This is a genomic window from Nonomuraea fuscirosea (assembly GCF_003001935.1).
GTDB lineage: Bacteria > Actinomycetota > Actinomycetes > Streptosporangiales > Streptosporangiaceae > Nonomuraea > Nonomuraea fuscirosea.
The window spans coordinates 353,069-365,511 of record NZ_PVNG01000011.1 but is presented as its reverse complement, the minus strand read 5'-3'; the positions used below and the strand labels follow the sequence as shown (position 1 = coordinate 365,511).

Below are 12,443 nucleotides of genomic sequence, written 5' to 3'. Positions count from 1 at the left end.
TGGTTGGAGCGCTTGAACTTGGCCACCCGGTACGTCGTCCGCGTGCCGTCGTCGTTCATCACGGTGATGTAGTCGGCGGAGACCTCCTCCACCACACCGGCCTTCTCGGCGCTGATGACGTCGCCGGCGTCGGTCGCGGCACGGTATTCCATGCCGGTGCCGACCAGCGGCGCCTCGCTCTTGAGCAGCGGCACCGACTGGCGCTGCATGTTGGAGCCCATGAGCGCGCGGTTGGCGTCGTCGTGCTCCAGGAAGGGGATCATCGCGGTGGCGACCGACACCATCTGGCGCGGCGACACGTCGATGTAGTCGACTTCCTCGGCACGGGCGAGCTCGGTCTCACCGCCCTTGGTGCGGACCAGGACGCGCGAGTCGGCGAACGAGCCGTCGGCGTTGAGCGTCGTGTTGGCCTGCGCCTTGACGTAGCGGTCTTCCTCGTCGGCGGTCAGGTAGTCGATCTGGTCGGTCACCTTGCCGTCGACGACCTTGCGGTAGGGCGTCTCGACGAAGCCGAAGGCGTTGATCCGGCCGTAGGAGGCCAGCGAGCCGATCAGGCCGATGTTGGGGCCTTCAGGGGTCTCGATCGGGCACATCCGGCCGTAGTGGGACGGGTGCACGTCTCGGACCTCGAAGCCGGCCCGCTCACGGGACAGACCACCGGGACCCAGCGCGGACAGACGCCGCTTGTGCGTCAGGCCGGCCAGCGGGTTGGTCTGGTCCATGAACTGCGACAGCTGCGAGGTGCCGAAGAACTCCTTGATGGAGGCCACGACCGGGCGGATGTTGATCAGGGTCTGCGGCGTGATCGCCTCGACGTCCTGAGTCGTCATCCGCTCGCGCACGACGCGCTCCATCCGGGCCAGGCCGAGACGGACCTGGTTCTGGATGAGCTCGCCGACGCTGCGCAGGCGGCGGTTGCCGAAGTGGTCGATGTCGTCCACCTCGACGATGACCTCACGGTCACCGGCGCCCGGCATCGACTCCTCGCCCGCGTGCAGGCGGACGATGTACTCGATGGTGGCGACGATGTCGTCCTCGGTCAGGGTGCCGTGCGTGATCTCGGCGTCGACGCCGAGCTTCTTGTTGATCTTGTAGCGGCCGACCTTGGCGAGGTCGTACCGCTTGGGGTTGAAGTAGAGGTTCTCCAGCAGGGTCTGCGCCGACTCCTTGGTCGGCGGCTCACCGGGCCGCAGCTTGCGGTAGATGTCGAGCAGGGCGTCGTCCTGGCCGGCCGTGTGGTCCTTCTCCAGGGTGGCCCGCATCGACTCGTACTGGCCGAAGCGCTCGAGGATCTTCTCGTTGGTCCAGCCCAGTGCCTTGAGAAGCACGGTGACGGCCTGCTTGCGCTTGCGGTCGATGCGGACACCGACGCTGTCGCGCTTGTCGATCTCGAACTCCAGCCAGGCACCCCGCGAGGGGATGACCTTGCAGCCGTAGAGGTCCTTGTCCGAGGTCTTGTCGACATTGCGTTCGAAGTAGACACCGGGCGAACGGACCAGCTGCGAGACCACGACACGCTCGGTGCCGTTGATGATGAACGTGCCCTTCGGCGTCATGAGCGGGAAGTCGCCCATGAACACCGTCTGGCTCTTGATCTCACCGGTGGTGTTATTGATGAACTCCGCCGTCACGAACATCGGGGCGGAGAAGGTCATGTCCTTGTCTTTGCACTCGTCTACGGAGTACTTGGGCGGCTCGAACCGGTGGTCGCGGAACGACAAGGACATGGTCCCCGAGAAGTCCTCGATGGGACTGATCTCTTCGAAGATCTCTTCGAGGCCCGACTGGGTCGGGACGTCCTTGCGCCCGGCCTGGCGAGCCGCCTCTACCCGGGCCTTCCACTTCTCGTTGCCGAGCAGCCAGTCGAAAGACTCGGTCTGCAGGGCCAGAAGATCAGGAACTTCGAGGGGCTCCTGGATGCGCGAAAAAGAGACGCGACGGGGACCAGCGGGTACGGCGGAGGCGTTGCGCGAGGCTGCCAACAGATGTCCTTCCGAGGGCTCGCGGCGGACTGACTACACGCACGCCAGACAACCTCGCAACGTGAGCAAGCATCACGGGTCGTCAAAGGGCAGCGCAAAGGGGCAGTGTAGCCGAACGGCACACGCCTGTCCACTTCACCCTCGCTGCATGCTCCACGTTGGTCGCAGCATCGCCCGTTCAGGCGGAAACGTCAAGCCCACAAGCCCGACTTTTAGCCGACTCAGGGCCCGGACGCTGGGTTTTCTCCCCTGTGTGACTGATCGCCTACCGCCAGGCCCAAGACGATACCCGCGAACGGGGGCGGTTAACGCTCTGTCACCCCGGGGGCCGAACCCATGCCGACAACCGGTGTTGCAGTGACTGGGATACCCCCGACAAAGGCTTCGCTAAACCTGATTTTTGGTAACAATTGAAGGAAGCGACGCGCCAGCGATCTCTGGGGCCCTCATGCCGTACCCAGGAGGGTGGACAGGCCGGCCACCAGCCAGCGCGACTCCTGCCGCACCATGACGAACCTTGCCCGATTCTGGGTGGACTCCCGCTGGAGCCCTTCTTTACCAGGGATCTCCTTGACCGTACCAGTGTTCATGAAGAGCAGAACCTCTACCCGATCGGGCTCGGCGCGCTCGACTCCCACGTTCGTGACGTCCACGGTCTGCACGATCTTCTGCGCCTTGGCGCGGGACGCCAGGCTCTTGCTCAGCTCCTTGTAGTGCTCGGTCAGATCGCCCGTGGTGAACGTCCCCGCCCGGGCCAGATCCTCCTCCACCGTCCGGTAGTCGTACGAGAGCAGATCGGGCGCGACCTTCTCCGCCGCGACCTTCGCCTGCGCCGCGGCCGCCTCCGCCGCGCGCAGGTCGCTCAGGTTGAACCACATGGTCGGCACCATCACCCCCGACACGAGGACGAGGGCGCCCAGCAGCACGATCGTGACGAGCCTCACGTCACCTGCACCACCTTCGACACCAGCCACAGCCCGCCGACCTTGCTCAGGTCCATCTGCCAGCGGTAGTACCGGTCCTGCGGCGCGCTCTTCGAGCCGTCCCAGCGGATCTCCACGTCGGCCACCACCAGCACCCTGGCCGTGGTCGCGGTCATCGAGACCAGGCCGGTCGCGCGCAGCACGCCGTGCTGCACGACCTTGTTCCCGACCGTGGTGGACTCGAGCTTGGCGGCGGTCGCGGTGTACTCGGCCCTGGCCGGCCCCGTCGAGCTGTCGACGATGCGCCGCAGGTCGTCCCGCACCGTCCGGTAGTCGAGCGAGACCAGGTTCTTGGCGTGTACGCCCGCCGCGAGCAGCGCCGCCTGCCTGTCACCCGCCCTGCCCTGCTCGTCGCGCGCCTGGGCGGCGATCCACACGCCGGTGCCGACGAGGGCCGCCAGTATCCCGCTGAGCGCCGCGATCAGGATGCGGGCGGGCCGGACGGCGAGTCCCGCCATGGTGCCCACCTCCTCCCGGCCGGTCGTGCGCCGGAACTCCTGGCCCGGTCGCGTGCCGGATCATAACGCGACACCCGCTCGCGAAGTCCGCGAATCGACGCAGGCGGTCTGGGTGGAGGCAGGCGGTCTGATGGAGGCGGCGCACGCCCTCGGGCTCCTCAGAAGCTCCGAAGGCTTTCCCCGGGGGAATCGGGCAAGGCCGTCGGATTTCCCGCGAATGCCTCCAGACGGCCCTCAGAGGCCCGCTGAGCGCCTTACAGGCCCTCATGACTCCAGGACGACACCCGGCGCCCGTTCAGCCGATTCCGTGGAGGTGGGCGTTGAGGAGGCGGGGGTACTCCTCCAGCCAGTTGCGGCCGCGCTCGTCCACGAACGAGCCCTGCGGCGGGATCACGCCGTTGGCCGCCAGCCAGGTGCCCGGCGGCTTCTGCGTGCGGCGGATCCGGTTCCCGCTCGGCATGAGCTGCGGCGGGATCGGCGGCAGCGCCCCGGGGTCGTGCCCCAGCTGCGCCTCGGCCTCCAGCTCGGAGACGTCCTTCTCCTCCGACATGCCGATGGGGCCGTGCTTCCTGGCGTTCAGGAACTGCCGCACCGCCGGCTCGTCGCTGGACAGCAGCATCTCGCGGGGGCCGAACATGACCAGCTCCCTGCGGAACAACATCCCGATGTCGTCGGGCACCGTACGGGCGGTGTTGATGTCGTGGGTGACGATCAGGAACGTGGCCTCGATCTCGGCGTTCAGGTCCACGATGAGCTGGTTGAGCAGCGCCGTGCGCACCGGGTCGAGACCCGAGTCGGGCTCGTCGAACAGGATGATCTCCGGCTCCAGCACCAGCGCCCTGGCCAGCCCCGCCCGCTTGCGCATGCCGCCCGAGATCTCCCCCGGCAGCTTGGTCTCCGCGCCGCGCAGGCCGACCAGCTCCACCTTCTCCATCACGATCTGGCGGATCTGGGACTCGCTCTTCCTGGTGTGCTCGCGCAGCGGGAAGGCGATGTTGTCGTACAGGTTGAGCGAGCCGAACAGCGCGCCGTCCTGGAACAGCACGCCGAACAGGCGGCGCAGCTCGTAGAGCTTGTCCTCCCTGCAGTTGGCCAGGTCGTAGCCGTCGATCCAGATGTGGCCGCGGTCCGGCCGCAGCAGGCCCACGAGCGTCTTGAGGAAGACCGACTTGCCGGTGCCCGACGGGCCGAGCAGCACCGAGATCTCGCCCGCGGGCAGCGTCAGCGAGACGTCCTCCCAGATGACCTGCCGACCGAACGACTTGGTCAGCCCATCGACCACGACCTCGACGCCCACTGTCACCTTCCCGACCGCAAGGGGTGTCCGGGGGATCACGCGCCAGGCTTCGGCGCTGCCCTCACCGTAACGGCGTCGCGGCGCATTGGACCGCCATCCAATAGCTTGTTACCGGGCGGTTATCAGCCGTCCTGCCCGGCGTCCTGACCTGAGCCCTGTCCTGGGTCCTGTCCTGGGTCCTGTCCGGCGTCCTGTCCGGCGAGCGCGCGCAGGGCGGGGCGCAGCAGGCGGGCGATCTCCTCGCGCGGCACGTCGCGCAGCTCGTCCAGCTCCAGGAGCTGGTGCCCCACCGTGACGCCCAGCATGACCAGCGTCATCAGCGCCGCGCGCAGCCGCGCGTCCGCGCCGGGCGTCGCCGCGGCGAGGCGGTCGATCTGCCCGCCCAGCACCTCGCGCGCCGACACGGCGGCCTCGGGATGGGTCAGCATGGAACGCATCATGGCCAGGGAGCTCTGGGGCAGCTCCCCCATCTTGACGGAGAGCGTGCCGAGCAGCTCCTCGACCACCCCTTCGGCGTCCCGTTCCCCGGCGGCAACCGGCGTGACGCGTACGGCGCGCTGGAAGAGCTCCTGCTTGCTGCCGAAGTACTGCATCACGAGGGCGGGATCGACCTCCGCCGCCCTGGCGACGCCCCTGATGGTGGCGCGCTCGTAGCCGACCTCGGCGAAGAGCGACCTGGCGGCGTCGAGGATCCGGCCTTCCGTCCTGCGCCGCCGCTCGGCCCGCGGCAGCGGTCGCTCGCTCACGGCCCTGACTCTACCCGCGTTGACCGAACCTTCCGATTCGCTCTACGCTCGTTGAGTCAACGCCTGTTGAGCGGAATGGGGTTCGTCATGTCCATCGAGGAGATCGTCACCGGCTACCACGCGGCCATGCTGCACAAGTCGGCCGACGAGCTGGCCGACCTGTACGCGGAGGACGGGCTGCACGAGTTCCCGTTCGGCGGGCTGCCGCCCTTCGAGGGGCGCGAGGCGGTGCGCGCCGGATACCGCGCGATGTGGGGCGCCGCGCCGTTCGAGGCCAGGGAGGTGCGGCGGGTGGCGCTGCACCGTACCGAGGACCCTGAGATCGTGGTGGTGGAGCAGGACGCGCACGTCACGGCGGGCGGACAGCTGGTCACCGTCCCCGGCCTGCTGGTGCTCAGGATCAGGGACGGGCGGATCACGCACGCCAGGGACTACATGGACACCAGCGCCATCGCCCGGGTCCGCGCCGCCGCGAGCTGAACGCCGAACGTGCCGGAACGCTGGACCCGCCGGAGAACGCTGGACCTGCCCGCGAAAGCTGGACCTGCCCGCGAACGCGAAAAGAGGCGGCACACCCGGCACCAGGGTGTGTCCGCCTCTTTCCGAAGAGCTTTTTGCGTGAAGCGAAGGGGAAGTTACTTCACGGTGACGGTGGCGCCGGCGCCCTCGAGGGCCTCCTTGGCCTTCTCCGCCTGCTCCTTGTTGACCTTGCCGTCGAAGACGGCCTTCGGAGCACCGTCCACCAGGTCCTTGGCCTCCTTGAGGCCCAGGGACGTGAGGGCGCGGATCTCCTTGATGACCTGGATCTTCTTGTCGCCGGCGGCCTCGAGGATGACGTCGAACTCGTCCTGCTCCTCGACCGCGGCGGCCTCGCCACCGCCACCGGCGGCGGGGGCGGCGGCGACCGCGACGGGGGCGGCGGCCTTGACGTCGAAGACCTCTTCGAACTGCTTCACGAACTCGGACAGCTCAAGGAGGGTCATCTCCTTGAAAGCGTCGAGCAGCTCGTCGGTGCTGAGCTTCGCCATGATGTCTTCCTTACGTTTAGGACTTGCAGAAAACTAGGAACGGGACCGCGGTATGTGCGGCAACCCCCGTGTTACTCGCCGGACTCTTCGCGCTTGGCACGAAGGGCGTCGGCCAGCTGGGCCATCTGCGTGGGCAGAGCGGCGAACACCGCGGCGGCGGCGCTCTGCTTGGCCTTCATGGCACCGGCCAGCTTCGCGAGGAGAACCTCGCGGGACTCGAGGTCGGCGAGCTTGGTGATCTCGGTGGCGTCGAGCGTCTTGCCGTCGAGGACGCCGCCCTTGATCACCAGAAGGGGATTGGCCTTGGCGAAGTCACGCAGGCCCTTGGCCGCCTCGACAACGTCACCGTTGACGAAGGCGATCGCGGTCGGACCGGCGAGCAGGCCGTCGAGGCCCGCAAGACCGGCCTCATTGGCCGCGATCTTGGTCAGGGTGTTCTTCGCCACGGCGAACTTCGCATTCCCACCGAGAGAGGTGCGCAGCTCCTTGAGCTGCGCGACGGTGAGACCGCGGTACTCGGTCAGAACGGCGGCGGCGCTGCCTTCGAACTCACGCTTGAGCTCGGCAACCGCTGTCGCCTTATCCGCCCTCGCCATGGGCCTCCTTCCAGATGTGCCACCGGCGAAGGGCCCCAGAAATGAGAACAGCCCCGGGCGCAGGGCGCACGGGGCTTCACACACACGGATCACTCCACGTGGGAAACTCGTATCACACCTGCGCGGGCCGTCCACAGAATGTGGATCCTTCGGTCGCCAGGCTTTGAGGCACCTGACGACGACCGGCGGTCTTCGGCAACGACCAGACTACGCGCTGGCCGCCGAGTTTCCAAATCGTTCTCAGTTGTTCGTACCCTTGGGCAGCTCTCCGACCTGGTCGGCGGGCGGCGTCTGGATGTTGACGGCCTTGTTGAAGTCCTTGAAGAACAGGGTGGCGTCGAGCGTGGCGCCCTCCTTGGAGCCGTTCAGCGCGAGCTTGCGCGGCAGCCCGTCGGCGGCCACCCAGATGTCGAACTTGACGTCCTTCAGCTCGGCCAGACCTTCACGGGCCTGCTCCTGCTTGTCGGCCGGCAGCTGCTGCACGGCCGCGTCGACGGGGAACGTCCCGCTGTAGTGGGTCGTGTCCTCGTTGTTGACGCTCTCGGTCCCGACGGACTTGACGTCCTGCGAGGCCGTGACGAGCTTGGTCATGTTGCCGAGGTCGAACTGCTGGATCTGGGTGAGGTACTGACTCACCTGGGCCGAGTCGCCGCCCATCTCGCTCAGCGAGACCTTGATCCACGGCTTGGTGCCGCCCAGGAGCTCCTTCAGCGCCTCGACCTTGACGTAGACGGTGTCGCCCTGCAGCACCGCCCGCACGCCACCCGGAACGCTGCGCCCGCCCATGTCGACGGTGTCCAGCGTGAGGTCGACGGCCAGCTCGGGCTTGCTCTGGTAGAGCATGCGGCCCTGCACCTTGCCGTCGCCCTCCTGCGCGTGCGAGAGGTTCACCACGGCGTCGACCGTGTAACTGGTGACATCCGACGTCTTCTGCGCGGCCTGCGCGAGCACCTCGGAGGCGGCCAGGTTGACCTGGATGGGCTGCGCGTTCGATCCACAACCGGCGACCGCGGCTACGACGAGCGCGGCTCCGGCCGCGGTCATACTTATCGTGCGCTTCAGCATGTTTTGACCTTACGTTTAAGTGCTCTCGCCGGGGCGTCTTCCCCTCACAAATAAGGGAAAACCCAGGGTTATCCCTCACACGCCCCGCACACTTTCCACACATTCCCCGTCGCAGCCACCCTCACCTGCAAGATCGCGTCGCCGTACGGATCCGGCGAATCCCCGCGATTCGCCCACGAGATCACGGACGGCCGTTGGTCGCGGGCGGGTCTGAGGTCACGGACAGGTCTGAGGTCACGGACGGGTCTGAGGTCGCGGACGATCCAGCGGACGATCCAGCGGACGATCCAGCGGACACGGACGAATCCGTGGTCTCGGACGAACCGTCAGTCGGGGACGGGCCAGTGGTGGTCGCGGAGGTGCCGGCGGGCGGGTGGTCGTACACGCCGACCGCCCACGTGCCAGGCTGCTCGCTCACCTTCGCCAAGAGCCGTTCGCGCACGTCCTTGCGGAAGAGCGCACGCCCGGCCGCCCCCTCGTCGCACGGCGCCGAAGCCGGGACCGGCAGGCAGCGGCCGAGCTCCTCGGCGACCTCGACGACGGGCGCGTCCGGGGGGAAGACCCACACCTGTATCTTCTGGGGGCCCTTGAGCCATCCGGTGGGCGCGGAGAGATGGTCGTGATGCCCCCCTCCTCCGTTCCCGCACCGCCCGGCCGTGCCGCTTAGTTCGCCGCCCTTGACCGGGCCCGAGAGGACGAACCAGGCGTTCGGGTCGCCGCAGACCACCTTGAAGCCGGTGTCGGTGCTCGTCGGGGTGAACGTCACCGTCCTGCCCACGCCCGTCGTGGCGAAGCGCTCGGCGTGCAGGAGGGGAATGGAGTACCTCTTGGCTCCGAGGACGACGGGGAAGGTCTCGGGGAGTTCTGGGCCCGTCTCGACCTGCGCGGAGTCGGGTTGCCGAGCCACCACGGCCGGTTCATCCGGACGGACGGGACCCGTGCCCGTGATGGAGCCCGCCAGCAGGACGGCGGCGGTGGCGGTGGCAGTGACCGCCAGCGCCGCTCCGACGCTCAGCGCTCGCCTGGTCGCCCGCGTCCGGCGGCCCCGCCGGATGATCCGGTCGAGGTGCGGGCTCGGTTCCGCACCGGCCCCGTCGCCGGCACGCTCCTCCAGCAACGCGCGCAGGCCGCTCTCCGTACGCCTCATCCCCGGCTCCCCCGTCTCCCTTGTCTCCCTCATCGCTGCGACTCCTCCAGGTGCATCGTGCGGATGTCCGGGTCGACCCTGAGACGGGTCAGGGCCCTGCCGAGCTGGCTCTTGACCGCGCCCAGTGAGCAGCCGACGATCTCGGCGACCTGGGCGAGCGTCCGCCCCTCGAAGTAGTGCAGGACGATCACCGCCCGCTGACGTGGCGACAGGGCGCCGATGGCGTTCCACAGCGCCGCCCGGTCGTCCGCCACGGCGGTCTGATCGCGCGGATCGGCAGTCTCGGGAAAGGTCTCGACCGGCACCTCACCCCGCCACAGCCGCCGCCACCACGAGGCGTGGGTGTTCACGATGATCCGATACACGTACGGATCGGGATTGCCGTCGATCCGCCGCCAGGCCACCCATGCCTTGGCCAGCGCCGTCTGCACCAGATCCTCGGCCGTACCCCAGTCCCGGGTCAGGAGGTACGCCATCCGGCACAGCCGTAAATGGCGGTGCGCCACGTACTCGGCGAACCCGTCGTCCATCAGTCATCTCCGTCTCATCGACTCCAGCGATGACTACCGGCCGGCCCGCACATTCGGTTGACAGCCCCGCGAACGAGTTACGTCACCCCGCTCAGGACGCCCTCACGAACGCCCCGCACGACCGCCCTCGCAAGCCCATCGCCTACGACCCGCCGACACGGCCTTCCGGCGACCCACCGCGGACGACCGGCGTCCGCAACGGCGACACCGCCGTCCGGCAGCCCATCGGGGGCGACGGCCGGTCTCTCTCCCCCCGGAGAGCTCCGGACGAAGGCACAGCCGACAGTGGCGGCCCGGTCGTCCGGCGGCGACTCGGCGCAGGCCTTCGCGCCCGTCATGCCGGTCAGCCCCGTACAGGCCGAACAGGCCGGTCAGCCTCGGACAGGGTGAGGGACGCAGAACGCCCCCGCCCGGAAGCACCGGACGGGGGCGTGGTGAAGCTCTGCGGGGAGCGGTCAGCTCTCCAGCTCGGCCGTGAGGCCGCGGGTGACGTTGGGGTCGACCGGGACGCCCGGGCCCATCGTCGTGGAGAAGGTGACCTTCTTCAGGTAGCGGCCCTTGGCGGCCGACGGCTTGAGACGGAGCACCTCGTCGAGGGCGGCGGCGTAGTTCTCGATGAGCTGGCGCTCGCCGAACGACGTCTTGCCGATGATGAAGTGCAGGTTGGCCTGCCGGTCGGTGCGGAACTCGATCTTGCCGCCCTTGATCTCCGTCACGGCCTTGGCGACGTCGGGCGTCACGGTGCCGGTCTTGGGGTTGGGCATGAGACCGCGCGGGCCGAGGACGCGGCCCAGGCGGCCGACCTTGCCCATCAGGTCCGGCGTGGCCACCACGGCGTCGAACTCGTTGAGCCGGTTGCCCTTGGAGATCTCGTCGATCAGCTCGTCGGCGCCGACGATGTCGGCGCCCGCCTCGCGGGCCGCCTCAGCACGGTCACCGGTCGCGAAGACCAGGACCCGGGCGGTCTTACCGGTGCCGTGCGGAAGGTTGACCGTGCCGCGCACGATCTGGTCGGCCTTGCGAGGGTCGACGCCGAGCCGGAGGGCGACCTCGACGGTGGCGTCGAACTTGGTGGTCGACGTCTCCTTGGCCAGCTTCGCGGCCTCGACGGGCGTGTAGAGCTTGTCGCGGTCGACCTTGGCGGTCGCGTCTTTGTGCGCCTTGCTGCGCTGCATGTTGACTCCTTGTGGTGTCCGGGCCGATCGCGGTGCCGGCCCTCCCACGACTACGGGGAAAGGTCTCAGTCGGCGACGGTGATGCCCATCGACCGGGCGGTGCCGGCGATGATCTTCTCGGCCGCCTCGATGTCGTTGGCGTTGAGGTCGGGCATCTTCGTCTCGGCGATGCTGCGCAGCTGCTCGCGGCTCAGCTTGCCGACCTTGTCGCGGTGCGGGACCGCGCTGCCCTTGTCGAGACCCAGGGCCTTCTTGATCAGCTCGGGCGCCGGCGGCGTCTTCGTGATGAAGGTGAAGCTGCGGTCTTCGAAAATGGTGATCTCAACGGGGATGATGTTGCCCCGCTGGGCCTCCGTCGCAGCGTTGTACTGCTTGACGAAGTCCATGATGTTGACGCCGTGGGGACCGAGGGCGGTACCGACGGGCGGCGCCGGGGTGGCCTGTCCAGCGGGAAGCTGGACCTTCACCAGTGCGGCGATCTTCTTCTTCGGAGGCATTAGTCCTTCTCCGGGTCCTGATTGCGATGCCGTCAGGGTCGCGGGTGCGCCCCTGACATGTCGGAGGCCGCCCTTCGCGTGAGGCGGCCAGCCGAACGTCTAAGTGTATGTGATCGTCTCAGATCTTCGAGACCTGGTTGAACGAGAGCTCCACCGGGGTCTCGCGGCCGAAGATCGACACGAGCACCTTGAGCTTCTGCGACTCGGGGCTGATCTCGCTCACCGAGGCGGGCAGCGTCGCGAACGGGCCGTCCATGACGGTGACGGACTCACCGATCTCGAACTCGACCGTGGGGCCCGCGGAGGCCTTGGTGGTGGCCTTCTTGGCCTCTTCGGTCGGCTCGGGCGCCAGCAGCTTGGCGACCTCGTCGAGGCTGAGCGGGCTCGGCTTGTTGGACAGGCCCACGAAGCCGGTCACACCGGGCGTGTTGCGCACGGCGGCCCAGGACTCGTCGGTCAGCTCCATGCGCACCAGCACGTAGCCGGGCAGCACCCGCTCCTTGACCGGGACCTTCTTGCCGCTCTTGAACTCCTGGACGGTGTGCGTGGGCACCTCGACCTGGTAGATGTAGTCCTCCATGTTGAGCGAGACGTTGCGGCTCTCGATGTTGGACTTCACCCGGTTCTCGTAACCGGCGTAGGAGTGGATGACGTACCACTCGCCGGGCTGCCCGCGCAGCGAGCTCTTGAACTCCTCGACCGGGTCGACCTCGGGAAGTTCCTCACCGTCGTCGTCGACGGTGGAAGCCTCGACCTCGGCCGCCTCCTCGTCGCTCTCCTCGACCTCGGCCTCTTCCAGAGCCGCCTCGGCGGACTCCTCAGTGGCCTCTTCCAGCTCGTCGCCCCACTCGTCGCGGGACCCGTCAGCCGGAATTGAAGACTCGGACACGGTGACTCTTCCTCTTTCGTGGTAATCGAATGGCGACCCCGTCAGGCGAC

General features: G+C 68.0%; 14 protein-coding genes. 1 reads left to right on the top strand and 13 read right to left on the bottom strand.

The genetic code is table 11. From position 1 onward, the window contains the following. The 5 genes from rpoB to B0I32_RS26490 form a co-directional block, all read right to left on the bottom strand. On the bottom strand, window positions 1-1,982 hold a 1,982-nt coding region (gene rpoB, locus B0I32_RS26510), incomplete at its 3' end, for a DNA-directed RNA polymerase subunit beta (RefSeq protein ID WP_106244339.1). Between the two features lie 446 nt (window positions 1,983-2,428). Next, window positions 2,429-2,926, bottom strand: a complete 498-nt coding sequence (locus B0I32_RS26505) for a hypothetical protein (RefSeq protein WP_245956034.1) — start codon at window positions 2,924-2,926, stop codon at window positions 2,429-2,431. Further along, window positions 2,923-3,423 carry a hypothetical protein gene (locus tag B0I32_RS26500; RefSeq protein WP_106244402.1) on the bottom strand — a complete coding sequence of 167 codons (501 nt, stop codon included), beginning with the start codon at window positions 3,421-3,423 and terminating at the stop codon, window positions 2,923-2,925. Before B0I32_RS26500 ends, B0I32_RS26505 begins: the two co-directional genes overlap by 4 nt. Window positions 3,424-3,718: 295 nt before the next feature. Beyond that, entirely contained in the window at window positions 3,719-4,720 is a 1,002-nt protein-coding gene (locus B0I32_RS26495) for an ABC transporter ATP-binding protein (RefSeq protein WP_106244337.1), read from the bottom strand. A 122-nt stretch (window positions 4,721-4,842) separates the two neighbouring features. Continuing rightward, window positions 4,843-5,466 carry a TetR/AcrR family transcriptional regulator gene (locus tag B0I32_RS26490; protein ID WP_106244335.1) on the bottom strand — a complete coding sequence of 208 codons (624 nt, stop codon included), beginning with the start codon at window positions 5,464-5,466 and terminating at the stop codon, window positions 4,843-4,845. Between the two features lie 87 nt (window positions 5,467-5,553). Here B0I32_RS26490 and B0I32_RS26485 point away from each other — a divergent pair, with 87 nt between their 5' ends. Continuing rightward, the gene (locus B0I32_RS26485) at window positions 5,554-5,946 is read left to right on the top strand and encodes a nuclear transport factor 2 family protein (protein WP_219912019.1); all 393 of its coding nucleotides are present in this window, start codon (window positions 5,554-5,556) and stop codon (window positions 5,944-5,946) included. Between the two features lie 155 nt (window positions 5,947-6,101). Here B0I32_RS26485 and rplL read toward each other — a convergent pair whose 3' ends face one another. From rplL to nusG, 8 genes are all read right to left on the bottom strand, one after another. After that, window positions 6,102-6,494: a 50S ribosomal protein L7/L12 gene (gene rplL, locus B0I32_RS26480; RefSeq protein WP_106244331.1), complete on the bottom strand. Its 393-nt coding sequence runs from the start codon at window positions 6,492-6,494 to the stop codon at window positions 6,102-6,104. A 71-nt stretch (window positions 6,495-6,565) separates the two neighbouring features. Next, a complete protein-coding gene (gene rplJ / locus B0I32_RS26475; protein WP_106244329.1) occupies window positions 6,566-7,090 on the bottom strand; it encodes a 50S ribosomal protein L10 in 525 nt (174 codons plus the stop codon). A 240-nt stretch (window positions 7,091-7,330) separates the two neighbouring features. Continuing rightward, complete coding sequence (locus tag B0I32_RS26470; protein ID WP_245956033.1) at window positions 7,331-8,155, bottom strand: SCO4651 family lipoprotein; 825 nt, start codon at window positions 8,153-8,155, stop codon at window positions 7,331-7,333. Window positions 8,156-8,336: 181 nt separating this feature from the next. Then, on the bottom strand, window positions 8,337-9,335 hold the full coding sequence (locus B0I32_RS26465; protein ID WP_146178330.1) for a hypothetical protein: 999 nt from the start codon (window positions 9,333-9,335) through the stop codon (window positions 8,337-8,339). Further along, the gene (locus B0I32_RS26460) at window positions 9,332-9,832 is read right to left on the bottom strand and encodes a SigE family RNA polymerase sigma factor (RefSeq protein ID WP_106244325.1); all 501 of its coding nucleotides are present in this window, start codon (window positions 9,830-9,832) and stop codon (window positions 9,332-9,334) included. Before B0I32_RS26460 ends, B0I32_RS26465 begins: the two co-directional genes overlap by 4 nt. Before the next feature lie 455 nt (window positions 9,833-10,287). Beyond that, on the bottom strand, window positions 10,288-11,007 hold the full coding sequence (rplA, locus tag B0I32_RS26455; RefSeq protein ID WP_106244324.1) for a 50S ribosomal protein L1: 720 nt from the start codon (window positions 11,005-11,007) through the stop codon (window positions 10,288-10,290). A 65-nt stretch (window positions 11,008-11,072) separates the two neighbouring features. Next, window positions 11,073-11,504 carry a 50S ribosomal protein L11 gene (gene rplK, locus B0I32_RS26450; protein ID WP_106244322.1) on the bottom strand — a complete coding sequence of 144 codons (432 nt, stop codon included), beginning with the start codon at window positions 11,502-11,504 and terminating at the stop codon, window positions 11,073-11,075. Window positions 11,505-11,622: 118 nt separating this feature from the next. Continuing rightward, a complete protein-coding gene (nusG, locus tag B0I32_RS26445) occupies window positions 11,623-12,393 on the bottom strand; it encodes a transcription termination/antitermination protein NusG (protein ID WP_106244320.1) in 771 nt (256 codons plus the stop codon). Window positions 12,394-12,443: the final 50 nt, after the last annotated feature.

Bases quoted from the DNA above. Each gene is read 5' to 3' on its own strand.
- B0I32_RS26500 (WP_106244402.1), bottom strand. From the start codon at position 3,423: ATGGCGGGACTCGCCGTCCGGCCCGCCCGCATCCTGATCGCGGCGCTC.
- B0I32_RS26485 (WP_219912019.1), top strand. From the start codon at position 5,554: ATGTCCATCGAGGAGATCGTCACCGGCTACCACGCGGCCATGCTGCAC.
- rplL (WP_106244331.1), bottom strand. From the start codon at position 6,494: ATGGCGAAGCTCAGCACCGACGAGCTGCTCGACGCTTTCAAGGAGATG.
- rplJ (WP_106244329.1), bottom strand. From the start codon at position 7,090: ATGGCGAGGGCGGATAAGGCGACAGCGGTTGCCGAGCTCAAGCGTGAG.
- B0I32_RS26470 (WP_245956033.1), bottom strand. From the start codon at position 8,155: ATGCTGAAGCGCACGATAAGTATGACCGCGGCCGGAGCCGCGCTCGTC.
- B0I32_RS26465 (WP_146178330.1), bottom strand. From the start codon at position 9,335: ATGAGGGAGACAAGGGAGACGGGGGAGCCGGGGATGAGGCGTACGGAG.
- B0I32_RS26460 (WP_106244325.1), bottom strand. From the start codon at position 9,832: ATGGACGACGGGTTCGCCGAGTACGTGGCGCACCGCCATTTACGGCTG.
- rplA (WP_106244324.1), bottom strand. From the start codon at position 11,007: ATGCAGCGCAGCAAGGCGCACAAAGACGCGACCGCCAAGGTCGACCGC.
- rplK (WP_106244322.1), bottom strand. From the start codon at position 11,504: ATGCCTCCGAAGAAGAAGATCGCCGCACTGGTGAAGGTCCAGCTTCCC.